The 21,432-nt window shown below is 45.8% G+C and carries 18 protein-coding genes; 6 read left to right on the top strand and 12 right to left on the bottom strand.

The features are described from left to right. Positions 1–27 precede the first annotated feature (27 nt). Genes IEY13_RS04760 through murB form a run of 3 tightly spaced genes read left to right on the top strand, consistent with a single transcriptional unit; the run spans position 28 to position 5,005 of the window. Positions 28–1,350 carry a voltage-gated chloride channel family protein gene (locus tag IEY13_RS04760; protein ID WP_229687731.1) on the top strand — a complete coding sequence of 441 codons (1,323 nt, stop codon included), beginning with the start codon at positions 28–30 and terminating at the stop codon, positions 1,348–1,350. A gap of 26 nt (positions 1,351–1,376) precedes the next feature. Then, the gene (gene priA, locus IEY13_RS04755) at positions 1,377–3,878 is read left to right on the top strand and encodes a replication restart helicase PriA (protein ID WP_188950794.1); all 2,502 of its coding nucleotides are present in this window, start codon (positions 1,377–1,379) and stop codon (positions 3,876–3,878) included. A gap of 29 nt (positions 3,879–3,907) precedes the next feature. Continuing rightward, positions 3,908–5,005 (top strand): UDP-N-acetylmuramate dehydrogenase, encoded by a 1,098-nt coding sequence (murB, locus tag IEY13_RS04750; protein WP_188950793.1) that lies wholly within the window; start codon positions 3,908–3,910, stop codon positions 5,003–5,005. Here the strand turns inward: murB and IEY13_RS04745 are convergent. The 3 genes from IEY13_RS04745 to IEY13_RS04735 form a co-directional block, all read right to left on the bottom strand. Next, complete coding sequence (locus IEY13_RS04745; protein ID WP_188950792.1) at positions 5,002–6,546, bottom strand: sigma 54-interacting transcriptional regulator; 1,545 nt, start codon at positions 6,544–6,546, stop codon at positions 5,002–5,004. The two genes, murB and IEY13_RS04745, sit on opposite strands and share 4 nt — an antisense overlap. Positions 6,547–6,637: 91 nt before the next feature. Further along, positions 6,638–7,735, bottom strand: coding sequence for a vWA domain-containing protein (locus tag IEY13_RS04740; protein WP_188950791.1), 1,098 nt, complete (start codon positions 7,733–7,735; stop codon positions 6,638–6,640). 274 nt (positions 7,736–8,009) lie between these two features. After that, positions 8,010–11,273, bottom strand: a complete 3,264-nt coding sequence (locus IEY13_RS04735; protein WP_188950790.1) for a glycosyltransferase family 117 protein — start codon at positions 11,271–11,273, stop codon at positions 8,010–8,012. A 141-nt stretch (positions 11,274–11,414) separates the two neighbouring features. On the opposite strand from IEY13_RS04735, the gene mtaB reads away from it, so the two are divergent. The 3 genes from mtaB to IEY13_RS04720 all read left to right on the top strand — a co-directional run bounded on the left by mtaB (position 11,415) and on the right by IEY13_RS04720 (position 13,583). Then, positions 11,415–12,737, top strand: a complete 1,323-nt coding sequence (gene mtaB / locus IEY13_RS04730; protein WP_229687730.1) for a tRNA (N(6)-L-threonylcarbamoyladenosine(37)-C(2))-methylthiotransferase MtaB — start codon at positions 11,415–11,417, stop codon at positions 12,735–12,737. A 234-nt stretch (positions 12,738–12,971) separates the two neighbouring features. Next, a complete protein-coding gene (locus tag IEY13_RS04725) occupies positions 12,972–13,241 on the top strand; it encodes a hypothetical protein (protein WP_188950789.1) in 270 nt (89 codons plus the stop codon). Between the two features lie 51 nt (positions 13,242–13,292). After that, positions 13,293–13,583 carry a hypothetical protein gene (locus tag IEY13_RS04720; protein WP_188950788.1) on the top strand — a complete coding sequence of 97 codons (291 nt, stop codon included), beginning with the start codon at positions 13,293–13,295 and terminating at the stop codon, positions 13,581–13,583. A gap of 12 nt (positions 13,584–13,595) precedes the next feature. On the opposite strand, the gene carA is transcribed toward IEY13_RS04720, so the two are convergent. From carA to IEY13_RS04675, 9 genes are all read right to left on the bottom strand, one after another. After that, complete coding sequence (carA, locus tag IEY13_RS04715; protein WP_188950787.1) at positions 13,596–14,690, bottom strand: glutamine-hydrolyzing carbamoyl-phosphate synthase small subunit; 1,095 nt, start codon at positions 14,688–14,690, stop codon at positions 13,596–13,598. Positions 14,691–14,838: 148 nt separating this feature from the next. After that, positions 14,839–15,366 (bottom strand): 50S ribosomal protein L17, encoded by a 528-nt coding sequence (rplQ, locus tag IEY13_RS04710; protein WP_188950786.1) that lies wholly within the window; start codon positions 15,364–15,366, stop codon positions 14,839–14,841. 76 nt (positions 15,367–15,442) lie between these two features. Next, positions 15,443–16,441: a DNA-directed RNA polymerase subunit alpha gene (locus tag IEY13_RS04705; protein ID WP_188950785.1), complete on the bottom strand. Its 999-nt coding sequence runs from the start codon at positions 16,439–16,441 to the stop codon at positions 15,443–15,445. A gap of 51 nt (positions 16,442–16,492) precedes the next feature. Continuing rightward, a complete protein-coding gene (gene rpsD, locus IEY13_RS04700) occupies positions 16,493–17,098 on the bottom strand; it encodes a 30S ribosomal protein S4 (protein WP_188950784.1) in 606 nt (201 codons plus the stop codon). Positions 17,099–17,237: 139 nt separating this feature from the next. Further along, the gene (rpsK, locus tag IEY13_RS04695) at positions 17,238–17,639 is read right to left on the bottom strand and encodes a 30S ribosomal protein S11 (protein ID WP_146839977.1); all 402 of its coding nucleotides are present in this window, start codon (positions 17,637–17,639) and stop codon (positions 17,238–17,240) included. Between the two features lie 76 nt (positions 17,640–17,715). Further along, on the bottom strand, positions 17,716–18,096 hold the full coding sequence (gene rpsM, locus IEY13_RS04690) for a 30S ribosomal protein S13 (protein ID WP_188950783.1): 381 nt from the start codon (positions 18,094–18,096) through the stop codon (positions 17,716–17,718). 39 nt (positions 18,097–18,135) lie between these two features. After that, positions 18,136–18,252, bottom strand: a complete 117-nt coding sequence (gene ykgO, locus IEY13_RS04685) for a type B 50S ribosomal protein L36 (protein ID WP_076380126.1) — start codon at positions 18,250–18,252, stop codon at positions 18,136–18,138. 6 nt (positions 18,253–18,258) lie between these two features. Then, positions 18,259–18,477 (bottom strand): translation initiation factor IF-1, encoded by a 219-nt coding sequence (gene infA, locus IEY13_RS04680; protein ID WP_129002399.1) that lies wholly within the window; start codon positions 18,475–18,477, stop codon positions 18,259–18,261. Positions 18,478–18,590: 113 nt separating this feature from the next. After that, on the bottom strand, positions 18,591–21,425 hold the full coding sequence (locus IEY13_RS04675) for a TolB family protein (protein ID WP_188950782.1): 2,835 nt from the start codon (positions 21,423–21,425) through the stop codon (positions 18,591–18,593). Between the last annotated feature and the right edge of the window lie 7 nt (positions 21,426–21,432).

Raw genomic sequence — 21,432 nt, 5'->3', positions numbered from 1 at the left:
ATTATTGAAAGGTAAATTTTTGCAGACGTGTTAAAGAAACTACTCTCCCATTCCGCCGCTATTTTGCTGTTATCTGTTGTTACCGGTTGCGCTGTTGCTTTATTCCTGTGGTTGCTGGATGCGGTTACGCATATCCGTTATGCCCATGCCTGGCTGTTATATCTGTTGCCCGCAGCAGGGGTGGCTATTTACTATTTGTATCAGTTGTTTGGTAAAAACAGTGAAAAGGGCAATAATCTGTTGCTGGAAGAGATACACCAACCCGGTGCCGGTGTGCCGGGGCGTATGGCTCCGCTGGTGCTGGCAGGTACTATTATTACCCACTTGTTTGGCGGCTCTGCCGGGCGCGAAGGTACTGCTGTGCAAATGGGCGGCAGTATTGCTGCTATGGTAAGCCGCTGGTTACGTCCGCTTACTTTACATACCCCTTTGTTACTGATGGCAGGTATTGCCGCTGGCTTTGGGGCTGTGTTTGGTACGCCACTGGCAGGTACTGTGTTTGCCCTGGAGGTACTGGCCGTGGGTAGTTACCGCTGGAGGGCATTTATACCCTGCCTTGCGGCGGCGCTGCTGGCAGATTATACCTGCCGCTGGTGGCAGATAGCGCATACGCATTATCCTATACAGCCGGGCCTGGCACCGTTTGAATTGCTATTGCTGGGAAAGATAGCACTGGCAGGTATCCTATTTGGCCTTGCTGCCTTTTTGTTTGCAGAGCTTACCCATCGTATCAAAAGCTTTTTTACACAAATCGTTCCCGTACGCTGGTTAATACCTGCTATAGGTGGCGTTATATTGATAGCACTGGTATATCTGTTACAAACACGCGATTATCTGGGGCTGGGTGTTACTTCGCAACAGCCCGATGGCGTATCACTTGTAAATGCTTTTCAGCCTGGTGGGGTCAACACTTTCAGCTGGTGGTGGAAACTGTTGTTTACCGCTATTACCTTAGGCTGCGGTATGAAGGGTGGTGAGGTTACACCGTTGTTTTTTATAGGTGCTACACTGGGTAATGCACTGGCAGCCCCCCTGGGTGTACCGGTAGATTTACTGGCCGCAACAGGCTTTCTGGCGGTGTTTGCAGGAGCTACCAATACACCGGTGGCGTGTACCTTAATGGGTATAGAACTGTTTGGGCCTGCGTACATGGCTTATTTTGCTATAGGCTGTACTGCGGCCTACCTCAGCAGCGGGCATACGGGTATTTATTCCAGCCAGCTGATTGCCCACCCTAAGTTGCTGAACCGCCGCAGGCACGGGCATGAAACAACCATTGCCCAGGGTTTTCAACGGCGCAGGGCCTTCACCGGCAAATACCTGCAACGGCTGAGACAATTGCTGCGTTAAGCGGCGTATCTTAGCCCATTCAAATCATGAATTCGCATTCACCAAACCAGTTATTCTCCCAACACGTTACCTATACCTTGTTTGCCGAGGTACTGATACCGCTTGCCCTGCCTAAAAACTTTACATGGGCGGTGCCGGATCATCTGAAAGGTGCTGTAGAACCAGGTATACGGGTAGAGGTAATACTGGGTAAGAATAAAAAATACGCCGGGTTGGTAAAGCGCACCTTTACACAGAAACCGGAAGCGTTTGACCCCAAGCCGATACTGAACGTGCTGGATGATAAGCCGCTGCTGCACCCCGCACAGCTGGCCTTTTGGGAATGGATTGCGGACTACTACATGTGTACCGAAGGGGAAGTAATGCAGGCCGCGATACCCTCTAACCTGAAGCTGAGCAGTGAAACCATTCTGATATGGAACGACAGCTATGACGAGGGTGATATGACCGATCTGGATGAAGAGGAATTTGTGGTGGCAGAAGCACTGAATATTAAGAAAGAACTGCGCCTGAACGAAATTCAGCAGATACTGGATGCCAGCCATGTGTACCCTGTTATTAAACGCCTGATAGAAAAACAGGTGTGCCTGGTATGGGAAGAGCTGAAAGAGAAATACAAAGAGAAGAAGGAAACCTATGTAATACTACAGCCACCTTATGATACGGAAGATGGGCTGGCCGACCTGCTGAACAACTGGATGCAGAACAAGGCCCCCAAACAGCTGGAGCTGCTGCTGGCTTATATTCACCTGCAACGCACGCAGGGCGAAGTAGCCCAGTCTGAACTGCTGAAAAAAGCAAACGCCACATCGGCACAGCTGAAAGGCCTGATGGAGAAAAGCATTCTGCGCACGGAGAAACGATCTATTGATCGTATTATGTCGTTACCTAAAGATGTGCATATCGACTTTACCCTCTCCCCCCAACAGCAGGAAGCCGTGGAAAAGATCGGAAGCATATTTGAGCAGAAACAGGTGTGCCTGCTGCACGGCGTTACTGCCAGCGGCAAAACGCAGGTGTACATTAAACTGATTGAACATTATATGCGGCAAGGCAAACAGGTACTGTACATGCTGCCTGAGATTGCCCTTACCGCACAGATTATACGCCGTATACAAAAGCACTTTGGTGGTAACATTGCCATTTATCACTCCAAATTCAACCCCAACGAACGGGTAGAGATATGGAACAAAGTGAAAAGCGGCGAGGTGAAAGTGGTACTGGGCGCACGCTCTGCCGTGTTTCTGCCCTTCCGGGATATAGGACTCATTATTGCCGATGAAGAACATGATGCCTCCTACAAACAACAGGAACCTGCCCCCCGCTACCATGCCCGGGATGCGGCTATTTACTATGCGTCTCTGTTTCAGGCTAAAGTGCTGTTGGGTTCTGCCACCCCTTCCATAGAAAGTTATGCGAATGCACAGGCCGCTAAATACGGATTGGTGCAGCTTACGGAACGTTATGGTAATGTAGCCCTGCCGCAGATTGAGATAGTAGATGTAAAACGCGTAATAACGCACGACCGCAGTAAGGTAATGATGACGCCGGAACTGCAAACGGCTATTCAAACATCGCTGAACCAGAAAAAACAAGTGATTCTGTTTCAGAACCGCCGGGGTTATGCGCCTTATCAGATATGTGGTGTATGCGGCTGGATACCGCAATGCCGCAACTGCGATGTTACGCTTACCTACCACAAAAGCAAAAACAAACTGGCCTGCCATTACTGCGGCACCACCTACCCTGTAATACATTCCTGCGCCGCCTGCGGCAGTAATAAGTTTATACAAAAGAACTTTGGTACGGAGAAGATTGAAGAGATGATTGCCGAAGCCTTCCCGGATGCGAAAACCGCACGGATGGACTACGACAGTGTAAAAGGCAAACACGATCATGATAACCTGATTAAGATGTTTGAGCAGCAGAAGATAGACATACTGGTGGGTACACAGATGGTGGTAAAGGGGCTGGACTTTGAACACGTAAACCTGGTGGGCATTCTGGATGCAGATGGTATACTCAACTTTGCTGACTTTCGCGTAAACGAACGCGCCTACCAGCTGATGGAACAGGTAAGCGGCCGTGCCGGGCGTAGAGATGGCTTAGGGCAGGTAATGATACAGGTAAGCAACACACAACACCCGGTATTGCAGTTTGTAAAAGAACACAACTATGCAGAGCTGTTTCGCCTGGAGATGGCCAACCGCCAGCAGTTTTTTTACCCGCCCTTTGCACGCATTATACAGGTTATATTTAAACACAAAGAACATAACATAGCGGAGGAAGCAGCACAGCATATGCTGAACGGCTTAAAGGCTGATTTTGGTAAATACATCAACGGCCCTGCCGACCCGGTAGTAAACCGCATCCGCAACCAATACCTGAGCGAGCTGCTGTTTAAGCTGCCCAAGAGCACACCGTTGATACAGCAGTGTAAAATGCAGATAGCACAACAGATACATCTGATACAATCCACCAAAAGATACCGCAGCGTAACCATTATACCAGACATAGATCCTGTATAAACATATACTGCCCGTAATAATAAGCACACATGCCTACACAGATACAACAAAACATAGCATTACAACCATACAATACTTTCGGTATTAACGCCACTGCGCGCTACTTTGCTGCATTTACCACTGTTGATGAGCTGAAGGAAATGCTGGCTGAACTACAGGCGCAAAATTCAAAACTCAAAATTCAAAATTCAAAACTCCTACACGACTCCCAACTCTCTACTCCCAACTCCCAACTATTAATACTCGGTGGTGGTAGCAACCTGCTGTTTACGCAGGACTTTGATGGGTTAGTATTGAAAAATGAGCTGAAGGGCATTGAGGTGGTGCGGGAAAATGAGGAGCATTATTATGTAAAAGCATGGGGCGGCGAAAACTGGCATCAGTTTGTGCAACACTGTATTCATATGAGTTATGCGGGGTTGGAAAACCTGAGTCTGATACCCGGCTGTGTAGGCGCATCTCCTATGCAGAACATTGGTGCTTATGGGGTGGAGATTAAAGATGTGTTTGAAGAGCTGGAAGCGTTGGATATAGAAACACAAACCATTACCACTTTTAAACGCAACGACTGCGAATTTGGTTATCGCGAGAGTGTGTTTAAACGTAAATACAAAGGCAAATTCATTATACTTAACGTTACTTATCGTTTAAACAAAACACCTCAGTTTCATACCTCTTACGGCGCTATAGAGCAGGAACTGGAGCAGATGGGTATTGAGCAACTGAGTATAGGTAACATTGCCCAGGCTGTTATTAATATCCGCAGCAGCAAACTGCCCGATCCTAAGGTAACGGGTAATGCAGGCAGCTTTTTTAAAAACCCCACTATTCCGCATACACAGTTTCAGCAGCTGTTACAGGAGTATCCGGCTATGCCGCATTTTCCGGCACCGGCTGCCGCAGATGCTACCGTACTGGTTAAAATACCGGCCGCGTGGTTAATAGAACAATGTGGGTGGAAAGGATACCGTAAAGGAGATGCCGGATGCCATAGCAAACAGCCGTTGGTACTGGTGAACTATGGTAATGCAACAGGTAATGAAATATACCAGTTATCGGAGGAAATAATTTCCAGCGTAAGCCGGAAGTTTGGCATTACGCTGGAAAGAGAAGTAAATATTATTTAGTTAAGATCTTCCTCGGTTAAATCGCCTTCTTCATCGAAGTTCATCTGGCCGAGGTTCATCATACTACCAATCAGATCTTTAAACTGAATACGTCCGTCTATCATCTTCTTGCTGATCATAGAGTAGGCAGATAAGCCGTGTAATACAAACTCCATCAGCAATGCTGCTTCTTTTTCATTGGCATGCGGATAGCTTTTCTTTACAAAAGCATACAGACCATCTACCTGATATAAAGCTGCTATTTTATCTGCATCTTTCATATCTACCAGCAGGTCAATATGATTACCGTTATCAAACCAGGCAATAATGCTGCGGTAAGGGTTCTCTTCTGCACGTGCTTCCTGCGACTTTTTACCGGTAGGCTTTTTCTTCTTCACCTTATCGGGATCGGGAAAGTAGCTTACAAACTGTGAACGGATAGCCCTGTCCACCAGATTCACCGCTACCTGATAAGGCCCCTCCTGCTCACCTTCGTATACCAGTTCTATTTTACCGGTAATAGCGGGGATGATGCCCACCAGATCGCTCAGCCATATCTGCGATTTGCTTTCGTTATGAATAATAGCCCGGCGCTCTGCACTGCTTACCGCATTCTCAAACGCAGCAATGGTAAGGCGCGCACTAACCCCACTCTTCTTATCTACATATTCATTGTTACGCGCTTCAAAAGCCACCTGCTCAATCAGGCGCTTAATCAGATCGCTGATGGCAATGGCTTCCTCCTGCTCAGGTAGTATATCAGCTTCCTGTTCCGTAATAAGCAATGCGGTATCAAGGCTTTTTGGATAATGCGTGAGTATCTGGCTTTCAATACGGTCTTTCAGCGGTGTTACAATGCTGCCGCGGTTGGTATAATCTTCCGGGTTGGCAGTGAACACAAACTGTATATCCAGCGGCATACGCAGTTTAAAACCGCGTATCTGTATATCGCCTTCCTGTAAAATGTTAAACAACGATACCTGAATACGCGCCTGCAGATCGGGCAGCTCGTTAATAACAAATATGCCGCGGTTGCTGCGGGGGATAATACCATAGTGAATCACCTCTTCATCTGCAAAGCTTAAACGCAGATTAGCAGCTTTAATAGGGTCTACATCACCTATCAGATCAGCTACACTTACATCTGGTGTTGCCAGCTTTTCACCATAACGCTCGCTACGGTGCCACCAGGTAACCGGTGTTTCATCACCATGCAATGCTATCAGATCTCTTGCGTATTTACTCAATGGTTTCAGCGGATCGTCATTTATTTCGCTGCCGGCTACTACAGGTACATATTCATCCAGCAACTCCACCATCTGGCGGGCCATACGGGTTTTGGCTTGTCCGCGTAAACCCAGATAAAGAATATTATGTCTGCTTAATAAGGCACGTTCTGTATCGGGTATTACGGTATCCTCATACCCCATAATGCCGGTAAAGGGGTTTTCTCTGCTTTTAATTCTGGCTATCAGGTTCTTTCTTATCTCTTCCTTTACACTCAAAGGTTTATAGCCACTCGCTTTCAATGCTCCTAAAGTCGTAATCTTCTCAATATTCATTCATCAGTCTTTTAAATGCTAAACAAATAATCCCTGCAACACATCCTTACTGCTGCCGCTACTGCGGCAGGCATATACATCTATCAGAAAATCAATACAATGTTTTCCGCTTGCCACTCTCAAAATCTTTGAAGAGAAATGCACCCAGCTTATCCAGCGTGGCAAAGAATGCCTTGCCATGATTCATCTCGGTAAACTCGGTTACAAAGCTTTGCAGATAAGGGTCTGAGGCAATCATGAAAGTAGTAATAGGAATCTTCAGCTTCTTGCACTGTGCCGCCAGATTGATACAGCGGTTGGTGATTTTGCGATCCAGTCCGAAGCTGTTTTTGTAGTAACGGCCGCCTATTTTTAAACAGGTAGGCTTACCATCCGTAATCATGAATATCTGCTTGTTGGCGTTCTTACGCCTGCGCAGTATATCCATGGCCAATTCCAGCCCTGCCACCGTATTGGTGTGGTACGGCCCTACCTGTAAATAAGGCAGATCTTTAATTTCCACCGGCCAGGCGTCGTTGCCAAATACCACTATATCCAATGTATCTTTCGGATAGCGGGTAGTAATCAGCTCACTCAGCGCCATCGCTACTTTCTTGGCGGGTGTAATACGGTCTTCCCCATACAGAATCATGGAGTGGGAAATATCAATCATCAGCACGGTGGACGTTTGTGTTTTAAAGTCCGTTTCCCGTATCTGCAGATCATCTTCCTGCATACGAAAGCTGTCCACACCATGGTTAATCTGCGCATTACGGATGCTCTCCGTAAAATCTATCTGTTCCAGCATATCGCCAAAACGGTAAGGACGCAGGTCGGGGCTGGCTTCATCGCCGCCGCCCGGCTTAAACGTGTTGTGATCGCCCTGCGTAGTCTTTTTCAGTTTCCCGAAAATCTCTTCCAGACTGCGCTTTCGGATGCCCTGTTCTGATTTGGGGGTTATTACTATCTGGCCATCATTATCGTTTTCTTTAATGTAGCCGTTCTGGCGAAGGTCGTCTATGAAATCTCCCATTCCATAGTCCTGGTCGGTTAATTGATACTGTCTGTCCAGCTCATTCATCCACTGCAGTGCCTCTGCCACATCTCCGCTGGTATACGTTAACAATTGCAGGAAAATATCCAGCATCTGTTCAAAACGGGTCTTACCATTCGCACGGGGATCAAAATTGGTAAATCGGTGCCCTAACATGACTGTAAGCTACAAAAAGAATAGTAAATGTGGCAACAATGCTTCGTTAAGAAACGGGAACACGGAAAGTGGCTGATTTGTTTATAGAGGAAGGTTGCACGTCAGAAATTGCTTAATAGTATTGCGCGCTACTACCCGGAAATGAGAAAAGGGCCTGATGCGATAAAGAGAATGATGTCGGTTGGCTTAAAAACAAATGGTCCCGGCCGCATAACGCAACCGGAACCATTTAAAATCTGTCTGCTTTATTATAGAAGCTAAAGTGTTATTTCAACTATTTAGTAGCAGCACCTGCTCCGGAATCAAGCACCTGCTTTCCTCCTTCCAGCGGATTGGCTTTTTTACCAAACACTGTTTCCAGCTGATCCAGCTGCTGCAGCATTTCCTGTACACGGCCTTTGTCGTATTCCATGTTCTCAGCGTTCATGCCGGTTAAACCGTTGTAGTAGCGCAGTTGCTGTTGCAGATCTGTTTTAACAGATTTCAGCACTTTAGCAGCTAACTGGGCGTCATCTGCACGGTAAGCGGCCTGCAGGAACATCATAGACTGACTATTATGATCGTTGCCTCTGGAAGCCAGGCCGTAAGGCATGTTTTCCTGTAACATCATAGAATCTACCTTAGCCAGTACAGCACGGGCTTCTTCTTTGCGGTTTTTATAACTCAGATCCAGCGCCAGTTCTGCATAAGAACGACGGATGGTATTCAGGTGACGGCGGTTTTCCTCATCAAAGTATACACCCGGTACGTTTGCGTTACCAAAGCGGAATTTGTTCATCAGCTTGTCTTTCATCCACTCGGTGTTTACGTAGCTGTTCTGTACAGGTACAAAACGGTAAGTAAGACCATCTTTACGCAGGAAAGACTCAATACCTATACCGGTAGACTGGTTGTTGGTGAAGTAGATTGGACGCTTCCATTTATTGGCGGCAATAATGTTCAGCATAGCCAGATCGTTCTTCATCAGACCGTTCTTCGGAATATCGAAACGTAACTCGTTCTGTACGCTGTCATCCGCATTTACGGTACCATTAGTTCTTACCAGGTTCAGATCAACAGGTACTGATACCTTATGAACCGGGAAAGTATTGTACAGATCGCCATTACCACGGTCAAGCATCTTGTTTGGATCGTCGCTGCCAACATAATTCTTCATCATGTCGTACAGGTCGTAATACTTGTTCTCAGGAATATTAGGTCTTGGCTGGAACATTACGTAATCACGCTTGCGGCCTTCAATCTGGCTGGCGCTGAAGATTACGTCAATCGCTTCACTCTGGTTAACCTTGTTGCGCAGCTGGTTAATATACCAGTCAATACCTAACAGGCTGGTGTTAATTACACGGATATCCGGGCGAATACCTTCTACTTCCTGTGCATACCATAAAGGATACGTATCGTTATCACCGTAGGTAAAGAGGATAGCGTTAGGTGCACAGCTTTCCAGATAATCTTTTGCCAGATCAGGAGCCAGTACTTTCTTGCTTCTGTCATGGTCGTCCCACTCCTGCTGCCCCATTACCACCGGAACCGCTACAAAGCAGAGTACAGTAGCAAGGCTGGCAGCCACCGTCTGGCTCATCTTTTTCTGGAACCAATCCTGCACCTTCAACACACCCAGGCCAATCCACACTGCAAAAGCATAGAACGAGCCCACATAAGCGTAATCACGCTCACGTGGCTGGTAACCAGGCTGGTTCAGATACAGTACAATAGCAAAACCGGTAAAGAAGAACAACAGTGCGTTCACCAGGGCATCATCCCCTCTTCTTCTGAAATGGAACAATAAACCGATAATACCCAGTATTAAAGGCAGCGCGAACAGGCGGTTATGCGCCTTGTTATTTTTCAGGCTGTCAGGCATCAGGCTCTGATCGCCGTAAATGATATTGTCAATAAAGTTGATACCGGTAATCCAGTTACCATCGCGTTTGTTACCGGAAAATACACCCTGTACATCATTCTGCTTACCGCTGAAGTTCCACAGGAAGTAACGCAGGTACATGAAGTAATTCTGATAACCTACAAAATAACGCACGTTATCGCCAAAGTCAGGAGCACGCTCATAACCATCTTTGGTTTTGTTAATGCCCATGAAGTAAGCGTAGTAATCCGCATGCCCCTGGTCGTTGCTGGCATCCCACATACGGGGGAATACCATTTTGTCCTCAGGCAGGTATACATATTTCAGGTCTTTACCAATAGCTACATATTTGTCATCCACCTTTTGGTATTTGGTAGCGCCTTCTGCATAGCTCACCGGCTGTGCAGTAAACTTCTGGCCATACAGTAGCGGGAAATCGCCATACTGCTCACGGCCCAGGTAACCTACCAGGCTCATTGGGTTATCTACGTTATACATATCCACGGCAGGGTCTGCACTACTTCTGATCATAGTAGTTACATAAGTACTATAACCAATCAGAATGAAAACCGTACACCAGATAGCCAGGCGCAGGAAAGGCCATGCTTTTTTGGTAGCATAACGCAGCCCCATAAAAAACACCACTGCCACCAATACAAAGAAGAAGATAAAACCAGAGGAGAAAGGCAGGCCCATAGAGTTTACAAAGAAGATATCAAAGTAACCAGCCGCCTTTACAGAATATTGAATTACTGCTACCTGCACCACACCGGTAATGGCACAGCCGATAGCAAAGAATAAATAAGCTCCGCCGTAGTATTCTTTCTGCGTTTTATTGAAACGCTCAATCAGATACAGCACTAAAATAGCGGCACCCGCACCAAAAATAACCAGGCCGGCAATAGTGCTGTCGCCAGGTATGTTGCGGTCAGCATCGCCTCTGCCACTCCACAGGGCCAGAATAAAGGCAGCAGCGCCACCGATAATTACCGTCCAGATAAAGTATTTGCGCAGCGAAGCGTAATTGAAGGCAGTTCTTTTACGGAAATAGTACACCATTACAATGGCCGGAATGTTCAGGATACTCAGTAAGTGCACACCGATAGACAAACCGATCAGGAAACAGATAAATACAATCCAGCGGTCGGCACCAGGCTCATCTGCCTGCGACTCCCATTTCAGGATAGCCCAGAATACAATAGCAGTAAAGAAAGAAGACAGGGCGTATACCTCACCTTCCACAGCACTGTACCAGAATGAATCAGAGAAAGTATAAGCAAGTGCACCTACAATACCAGCACCCATAATACCAATCAGCTGGCCGGAAGTAAGTCCTTTGCCTTCACCACCTTTACCCAGTACAATCTTACGGGCAAAGTGGGTAATGGTCCAAAACAGGAATAAAATAGTAAAACCGCTGGCCAGTGCGCTCATAATGTTTACGCCTTTGGCAGCATGCATGGGGTCGTTACCGAATAAAATAATGAAAATTCTACCTAATAATACGAACAGTGGCGCCCCTGGAGGGTGCGGAATCTGTACTTTAAAACAGCTGCTTACAAACTCACCGCAGTCCCATAAGCTACCTGCGGCTTCCGCTGTCAAAAGATAAACAATACAGGCTATAGCACAAACCACCCAGCCTGTCACATTATTAACCCTTTTAAAATTCATACCGGTTTTGGTTTTTTTAAAGACTGGCAAACCTAATGTAAACTATCCATATTTGAAAACCGGGAATAAAATTTTGACAAAACCACAATATATACCCTAAACGGGTTTATTTCAGGGGCTTAGCCATGCAACATTACCGCTATGCAAGAGGCTTCTCCCATTCAGCCATTCAACGTATCTTTGCCGGCTATGGAAAAGAGGCGTTCAGTAGCATTTCACACATTAGGTTGTAAACTCAATTTCTCCGAAACCTCCACCCTTTCCCGCATGCTGGAAAAGGATGGTTTTGATAAAAAGGAGTTTGACGATACGGCAGACGTGTACGTGATTAACACGTGCTCGGTAACCGACAACGCTGATAAGGAATGCCGCCAGCTGGTACGCCGCATACAACGCCGTGCCCCGGAAAGCATGGTGGTAATTACCGGCTGCTACGCACAGCTGAAACCCAAAGAGATTTCGGAGATACCAGGGGTAGACCTGGTGCTGGGTGCCGCGGAAAAGTTCAACATTGGCAGCCACCTGCGCGAACTTACCAAAGGCAACTCTGCTAAAATAAGCAGCTGTGATATTGAAGAGGTAAGCGGTTTTAACGCCTCCTACTCCCTCAACGACAGAACCCGCACCTTTCTGAAAGTGCAGGATGGCTGCGACTATACCTGCAGTTTCTGCACCATTCCTATGGCGCGTGGTAAAAGCCGTAGTGATAGTATTGAAAACGTACTGCGCAACGCACACGAACTGGCAGCCAGCGGTGTAAAAGAGATTGTATTAACCGGCGTAAACCTGGGCGACTTTGGCAAAGGCCCCGATGGCAATAAAAAGCACGAGGAAAGTTTCTTTCATCTGATACAGGAGCTGGACAAAGTAGAAGGTATTGAGCGCTATCGCATCTCTTCTATCGAACCCAACCTGCTTACCAACGAAATCATTGAGTTTGTGGCCAACAGCCGCAAATTTATGCCCCATTTCCATATTCCCCTGCAAAGCGGCAGCAACAAAATTCTGGGCCTGATGCGCCGCCGTTATAAAAGGGAGTTGTATGCAGAGCGTGTAGCCCTTATTAAAACGCTGATGCCGCATTGCGCAATTGGCGTGGACGTAATTGTAGGCTTTCCTGGTGAGGATGAGGAGTCGTTCAAAGAAACTTTTGACTTCCTGCACTCGCTGGAGGTATCGTATCTGCACGTATTTACTTACTCAGAAAGGGCCAATACGCATGCGCTGGATATTCAGCCGGTGGTATCCCCTCACCTGCGTCATGAGCGCAATAAAAGTCTCCGTAACCTCTCTTACATGAAAATGCAGTACTTCACCGCCCAACATGGCGGCGAAACCCGTAAAGTGCTGTTTGAGGGGCATGAAAAAGAGGGCATGATGGAGGGATATACCGACAATTATATACGCATTACCACCCCTTTCCGCCAGGAATGGGCGAATGAAATAGTGGACTGGAAGATATAATTTACCCGAATCTATATAAATAATTAGGAATTAACCAATTGCGAATAATCCTGGCAATTTGGCTGTTCTATAACAGGAAAGAACGGCACTGCTTCCGTTTTTTCCCTTACTTTTGATTACCCGTTACTACTAACTCTATATTTACTATCCCATTATTTAGTTCTCTAACTAACCGTTAAGTTCTGACCAGGCAATTAGTGTGTTTTTGATTTTAAACAAAATGGAGATAGAATTATGTTTTCTTATGCTTTGTTAGAGCCAGGATGTTATTATCTGATTCAGGAAGAGGAAAATGCTTCTGTAACCATGGTACACATATCCGTAGTGTCCGACTATTGTATGTATGTGCACCGGTACGGCGATTCAGAAATTATGGAATGGAAGAAAAAGTCGGACCCTATTTTCGACATTATAGAATTGTTGAGTGACAATGTGGTGAGAGAATGGCAGGAAGTGTACAACAGTTCTGAAGGTACTTATGATTATGAAGAAGGCGAAGATTAGCGTGCATTGACGAACGCTTTGCTATAAAGAAAGGAAAAAGGAGAAAGAGTTATGCAAAAATTTCAGGCTGTAATCCGATTCACTATGGACGATGAGTTTATGAAGCTGATTCCTGCTCATCGTACCTACATTAACTATCTTATTAACAAGAAAATTGTGGAAAGCTACGCGGTGAGTATGGAATCCCAAACCGTTTGGGTAACCATGAATGCCAGCTCTAAAAGTGAAGCTGACCAGTACCTGTCAAAGTCACCTTTATACAGGTACTGGAGCTATCATATAGAAGAATTAGTGGTTTACGATGGCCAGGTGTTCCGGCTTCCCACAGTCCAGTACAATTAGTACCGGACTTTTTTATTTCATCATTGCTACGAAGTCATCAAACAGGTAACGGCTGTCGAAAGGTCCCGGCGTGCTTTCAGGGTGGTATTGCACACTGAAGGCTGGTTTACCTTTCACACGGATGCCTTCGATAGATTCATCGTTCAGATTTACGTGTGTTACCTCTACACCAGGATGCTTACGCACCGCTTCCGGATCTACACCAAAACCATGGTTCTGGGTAGTAATTTCAGATTTACCGGTTACCAGATTCTTTACCGGATGGTTCAGACCTCTGTGGCCGTGGTGCATTTTAAAAGTAGGAATACCGTTTGCCAGCGCCAGCAGTTGATGCCCCAGACAAATACCAAACAATGGTTTCTCCTCTGCCAGTATTGCTTTTACAGTTTCTACCGCATAAGGCATTGCCGCAGGATCGCCAGGTCCGTTAGAAATAAAGTAACCATTAGGGTTAAACTCTTTTAAACGGCTTACCGGTGTTTTGGCAGGGTGTACACGTACGTGTGCACCGCGATCAACCAGACACTGCAGAATGTGGCGTTTTACACCAAAATCCAGTACAGCTACTTTCAGCGGAGAGTTTACATCGCCCAGTTCATATTCCTCTTTGGTGCTTACCTCGCTGGCCAGTTCCAGACCGTCCATATCAGGTGTTTCGGCCAGTAAAGCCTTCAGCTTTTCCACCTCAGTAACCTCAGAAGAAATGATACAGTTCATAGCGCCTTTGGTACGGATATGTGCCACCAGTGCACGGGTATCCACATCTTCAATGGCTACAATATTGTTCTTTTTTAAGTAGGCATCCAGTGAGTCGGTAGCCTGGTAGCGACTGTAACGCTCTTCCAGGTTACGGCCAATCAGGCCTCTTATCTTCACACTATCACTCTCTACATCTTTTATGTTAACACCGTAGTTACCAGTGTGTACATTGTTCATAATCAGTACCTGGCCTGAATAGCTCGGGTCAGTAAAAACTTCCTGATAACCAGTCATCCCGGTATTAAAACAGATTTCTCCGGCGGTAGTGCCTACTGCACCGAAAGCTTTTCCATAAAATACGTGACCATCTTCTAATAATAAAACAGCTACCTTTTGTGTCTGCGTCATTTTTATACCAGTAATTTTTTGCAAAGAAAACATTTAATATTCGTAAAACCTCGCTAAAACTGTTGGTCCCGTTAAAACGGGCAGTTTGCAAAAAAGGCAAAACCGATTAAACGATTTTGCCTTTTTCAATGTTAAAAGAGCTTCATTATTATTCTGCGTCTTTTTCTTCAGTACCTGTTGTTTCTTCAGCAACGGTTGTTTCAGTTGCTTCGTCAGCAGCAGCTTTTTTCTTGCCACCACCGCTTGAACGACGTGTTTTCTTAGCAGGTTCAGCCGCTTTAACAACGGTTTTACCGTACACTTCGTTGAAGTCAACCAGTTCAATCATTGCAGTTTCTGCGTTGTCACCCACACGAATACCTAATTTGATAATACGTGTGTAACCACCAGGACGGCCTGCTACTTTAGGAGCTACTACTGTAAACAGTTCTTTTACAGCAGATTTATCCTGCAGGTAGCTGAACACGATACGGTGATTATGGCTGATTTCTGCTGCAGTAGCGTTCTTCTTAGTCTTAGTAATCAGAGGCTCTACATAAGTTCTCAGCGCTTTAGCTTTTGCTAAAGTAGTAACAATACGCTTGTGCGTAATCAGCTGGCTGGCCAGGTTGGCCAGTAACGCTTCCCGGTGTGCTTTCTTACGACCGAGGTTGTTGATTTTGTCTCCGTGACGCATGGCTATTTTGTTTGTGATCTGTACCGTGCCAGGAATTACAGATCCTGTTATAAAACGTTAAACGTTTCAGTAGTTATTAGTCCAGGTTGTCTAAACCCAGTTTGCTCAGATCCATACCGAAGTGTAAACCTCTTTCAGTAAGTACCTGCTCAATTTCGCTCAGAGATTTCTGACCGAAGTTTCTGAACTTCATCAGGTCTTCCTGCTCGTACTGAACCAGCTCGCTTAAAGAGTTGATTTTAGCAGCTTTCAAACAGTTGAAAGCACGAACACTCAGATCCAGATCTTCCAGAGGAGTCTTCAGTACTTTTCTCAGCTGAAGTACCTGCTCGTCCACCACATCTTCTTTCTTGTCTTCTTTGTTGTCGAAAGTGATGTTCTCATCAGTGATGATCATCAGGTGTTGAATCAGGATGCGTGAAGCTTGCTTCACTGCTTCTTCAGGATGAATAGTACCATCGGTAGATACGTCCAGAACCAGCTTCTCATAGTCAGTTCTTTGTTCTACACGATAGTTCTCGATTGCATACTTCACATTCTTCATAGGAGTGTGAATAGAATCGATAGGAATATATCCGAATGGAGCGTCTTTAACTTTGTTTTCCTCAGCAGGAACGTAACCACGTCCTTTTGCTAAAGTCAGTTCGATATCCACTTTCGCAGTGCTGTCCATAGTACAGATAACCAGTTCCGGGTTCATCACCTGGAAGTTCTGGCTGCCTTCACCAATGTTCGCTGCAGTGAATTCTGTTTTGCCTTTGATAGACAGGGTTACTTTCTCCTGTGCAATATCGTGGTCAACAGTCTTCTTGAAACGAACCTGTTTCAGGTTCAGAATGATTTCTGTTACGTCTTCAGTTACACCTTTGATAGTAGCAAATTCATGGTCTACACCATCAATTTTGATACCTACAATAGCGTATCCTTCAAGACTGCTCAGCAGCACCCTGCGCAAAGCGTTACCAATCGTTAAGCCATAACCAGGCTCAAGAGGACGGAATTCAAATTGACCTTCAAAATCGTTCGCTTTCTGCAGAACAATTTTATCTGGCTTCTGGAAGTTTAAAATGGCCATTTTATACTCCGGGTTTTAATTTTTTGCGAATAGGTGAATCAGGATTCACGATTACTTAGAATACAATTCGACGATCAGTTGTTCTTTGATGTTCTCTGGAACACTCTCCCTGTCTGGGTAAGTGATGAATGTACCTGTTTTTTCGGTATCATTCCAATCCAGCCAACTGAATTTAGGGTTTTTACCGCGGATCTGGCTAGTTAATGAAGTGTTGGCTTCGCTCTTTTCTTTCATGCCGATGTGATCACCTGGCTTTAATTGGAAAGAAGGAATGTTTACCACTTCACCATTTACAGTGATGTGTTTGTGGCTTACCAGCTGGCGGGCAGCAGGACGTGAAGGGGCAATACCCATACGGAATACAGTGTTATCTAAACGTGCTTCCAGCAGTTTAATCAGGTTTTCACCTGTAACACCCTTTAAACGGGCAGCTTCTTCAAAAGTGTTACGGAACTGACGCTCCAGTACACCATAAGTATATTTAGCTTTTTGCTTTTCTCTTAACTGTAAAGCGTATTCACCCAGGCTCTTGCGCTTACGGGCAGCACCGTGCTGACCGGGAGGGTTACTGTTTTTAGTTAACCATTTGCCATTGCCCAGGATAGGCTCTCCAAAAATACGGCTGATCTTAGTCTTTGGTCCGTTGTAACGTGCCATGCTTGTTCTGTTTTGTGATTTTTTAGTGTCGGCATTTCATCTGTAAAAATCTAAAATAAATGAAACACCCTGAATTATAAATATAAAAGTGTGCTATGCAGAATAAGTAATCCTGCATAGCACATACAATAAGAATATATTAAACCCTTCTCTTCTTGGGAGGGCGACATCCGTTGTGTGGTAAAGGAGTTACGTCCTTGATCATTGCAACTTCAATACCTGATTGTGATAAAGCGCGGATAGCACCTTCACGACCAGATCCTGGTCCTTTCACATATACATCTACTCTTCTTAAACCAGCTTCCAGTGCTACTTTAGCAGCATCCTGGGCAGCAGTCTGGGCAGCATACGGAGTGTTCTTTTTAGAACCTCTGAAACCCATTTTACCTGCTGAAGACCAGCTGATAACCTGACCGGTTTTGTTGGTCAGTGCAATGATCACATTGTTGAAAGTAGCGGAGATATGAGCGTCGCCATATGCGTCTACTTTTACTACTCTTTTTTTCGCAGCTGCTTTCGCGCTGTTCTGAGCTTTAGCCATAATTCTTTTTTGAGGTAATCTTCTGAAATGTTGTTGGCCCCTGCTATCCCGAAGGATCATCCGGTGGCTTTAGTTACTACTTCTTAGGTGCCTTCTTCTTACCGGCAACTGTTTTACGCTTACCTTTTCTTGTACGGCTATTGGTACGTGTACGCTGACCACGAAGAGGTAAACCTTTACGGTGACGGAGACCACGGTAGCAGGCAATATCCAGCAGACGCTTGATGCTCATTTGCACCTCGCTACGCAGAGCACCTTCTACCTTAAATTCGTTATTGATTACGTTACGGATTGCAGCCTGCTCATCGTCATTCCACTCATGCACTTTCTTGTTCCAGTCAATGCCTGATTTGGTTAAGATGTACTGGGCAGTCGAACGGCCAATACCGAAAATATAGGTCAACCCTATTTCGCCTCTTTTATTCTTTGGTAAGTCAATACCGGCAATACGAGCCATGTTTATATACTATTTATGATGTACGTAAAAAATGAAGAATTATCCCTGGCGTTGCTTATAACGCGGGTTCTTCTTGTTAATGATGTACAATTTGCCCTTTCTGCGTACGATTTTGCAGTCGGCGCTACGTTTTTTAACAGATGCTCTAACTTTCATGATCTATTATTTATACCTGAATATAATTCTACCCCTTGACAAATCATACGGACTCATTTCCACCCCTACTTTATCGCCCGGTAAAATTCTGATATAGTGCATCCGCATTTTGCCGGAGATGGTCGCCAGTATTTCGTGGCCGTTTTCGAGTTTTACCCTGAACATTGCGTTACTCAGAGCCTCTATAATTACACCATCTTGTTTGATCAATGATTGTTTAGACATATGATTTTTGGGAGCGCAAAGATAGAATTTTGCAATGAAATAAAGAAATAATCAGGTATATTTTTCGTTTTCAGGCGAAAAATCCCCATTAACGGCGGCAAATATAAGCCTTATCACCTGTTAAACAGATTAACCGGCCAGATAATTTGCCATACGTTCGCATTTTTAGCCCCTGTGAATGCATTGTTTAATAAACGGTTATAACGGAAACCAAAGGTTACATTTTCCTGGTTCCACCACCGGGTATCAAAAAATATCTCTGCCCCTACAGTAGCAAAACGGGTGGTGGTTTTTAAACGCAGGCTTCTTCCACCGGTAAGATCGTAAAACACATTTGCCCGTACCCTGCGGAAGTAAACCAGTTGTGCCAGCCCCCAATCGGGCAACCATAAAGGCAAATGATAGTTCGCCCCCAGCTTCCACATACGGGGGTAGCTAACTCCCTGATAGCCACGGGAGAATGGAAAGTTACTTTCAAAAACAATTCCTTTGGAATAGTTACTTACCAGGGTATCTCTTCCCTGATAGGCCGCATTCAATACAAGGCTATGGGAAGGTGCGAGACCGGGCAAATACAGGTTGCCACTTACCAGAAACTGCTGCCCCTGCAAGCTGGGGTTTAGCACATTCCGGAACTGCACCACCAATGAGTGTGCCCAGCGCGGGTAAATCTGGCGGGCTGCCGTTTGTACCTGTGAAGAGTACTGTATACGTGATTCCAGATAATTTACAGAAGGCCAGGCTACCAGCATCTTCTCTCCTATACCTGTCCATTTACGGTCAAGCACATTAAAGGAGGAAGAAACAGTCAGGTACCGGTACCTTCTTCCACCACTTAAGTTCAGTGGTAACTGAAGGCCTGCTCTCAGATTATTTTCATTCCAGTAAAAAGAAGTATCCCGGTTATAAGGCGTATTTCTATCCCAGGTACGGCTGATGCCTATAAAAGGTTGCACATACCAACCGCCGTACACACCGGTATATCCTGCTTTATGAAAAGCCTCATTGCGGTTGTACTGATAGTAAAGCCGGCTCTGGTAAGTATTCAGCACGTTCTCGCCATAAATAGAGAACGTAAAATCCGGATCATCGTAATCCGGTTGCCAGCTATGGAAATTGCTTAATCTGAATGCTTTATGATATGGGGTAACCGTATAATTTTCAGGCAGTTGGCGCTGAAGGGTATTATTCAGAAACGCATTGCCGGTTTTAGACACATACAATGGCTGCAGCGAATCACTATTACCTACCGGCTCCCATTTAGCCGCTACCTTTCCCAGCTGAAAACCGCGGGCAGTAAATACACTACTTACCAGTTTTCCATCGGCTGCACCAGCAGCCTGATACAACCCTGTCTGGTGCCCCGCCAGCCGGTAATGTTTATCAACGGCACCTACATAAGCCCATATTTCGTCATTGCCACTGTTGCTACACGTATAAAATAAGGTATCGCCCTGCACCACCGGGTAGCTTAACACGCGGTTGGCAAAAGGTAAAACCGTGGCAATTTCCCCGCCTGCAACAGGTTGCCGCTGTATAGCCATACGCCCCAGTTCATCCCGCTTAACCCAGTAAATTAACTGGTCATCCTGCGAAAACTTAGGAAAAGAGTATACATGCCCTCCACCCTCTTCCGGCAGAGAACGTATTACCTTTCCTTCATTATCCATCACCACCACTGCGGAGCGTTGCTTTTCGCTATAGGTAGTGGCTACAACCAGCTTGCCGTTGTGCGAAATGTCCGGTGCAAAATAGCGGCCTTTGCGGGTTATGCGTTTACGTTTACCGGTTTGCACATCCAGTACATTAATATCACTGTACTCTTTATTGCCCCAGCGCAAATCTGGCCGTAGCCCTGTGTAAGCTATCCGTTCATTATTGTAGGAGAAATAAGAATCGTAAGCAATGTCCCGCACTCCAATCCGCTGCTCCCTGCCATTGGGTAATAGTTTATACCAGGCAGGAATATGGGTATAGGAGTTCTTCAATGCTATCATGCTGCCATCAGCCGCCCGGTAAGGATACTGGTAATTAACTACGTTACGGTCTTCCGGTTGTGTTACCCAATCAATAGCGTTGGCAGGTTGCTGTTTCCATTGAGATTGGTAATACTGAAAGGCATCTGCCACAAACTGGCGATAAGCAATACCGGTGTGCCTTTTTAAAGCACCCTGCAAAGGATAAAACAGCGGCTTAAACCGCACTGCATCCTGGGTAATGGCGCGCCAGATAGAATCGCCATATTTTTCCCGGCCATAGGCCACCAGCAGGTATCCCAGCCGGTAATGATCGGGAACATAGTCTTTGAGCGAACCGTTGCGCAGTTTCATGTAATTGAACTGCCGGTTTTCGTAGAATAGCGATTTGTAGCCATTAAAAAAGAACGGGAGCCTGCCCCTGCCCTGATGACTCAGCAGGGTTTCGTTATAAACGGCGTCGCCCTCAAAAAACCAATCCGGCACCGCACCGGCATTGGCCAGCGCCTGACCGTCCTGTCCAAATAAAAAAGACATGAGCCTGGAAAGCCCATGTCTGAAATTACTGTATTGTTCAATATGTCTGAATTCATGAATCGCCAGGTTATCTACCCAGCTCTGAGCGCCCAGCTCAAGCGGACTCTGCGGCGGCATCAGGTAAAACTCGCTACGGTACGGGCTCAGCCCTACATAACCGTTTGAATAGGTGGTACCGTTTTGTAAAACGATACTCACCTTGCGTTTTTCCCCGCCAATAGTAGCAGCATTGGTCCGCTGCATATAGTGCGTAAGCGCAGCTACCCGTTGGGCAACACTATCCAGCCCCTCCGGAAACACTACACGAACTGTATCGGTATTAATCTGCTTCCATTTTACCGAAGCCGGATTGCCGCCGAATACCTGCGCCCGCACATCTATGTGTAAAAAAAGAACTACTAAAAACAATCCCGTTAACCGGTAAACAATGTTCATAATCAGT

It is taken from the genome of Filimonas zeae (genome assembly GCF_014641615.1).
Classification (GTDB): domain Bacteria; phylum Bacteroidota; class Bacteroidia; order Chitinophagales; family Chitinophagaceae; genus Filimonas; species Filimonas zeae.
This window is presented reverse-complemented; position numbering and strand designations above follow the sequence as displayed.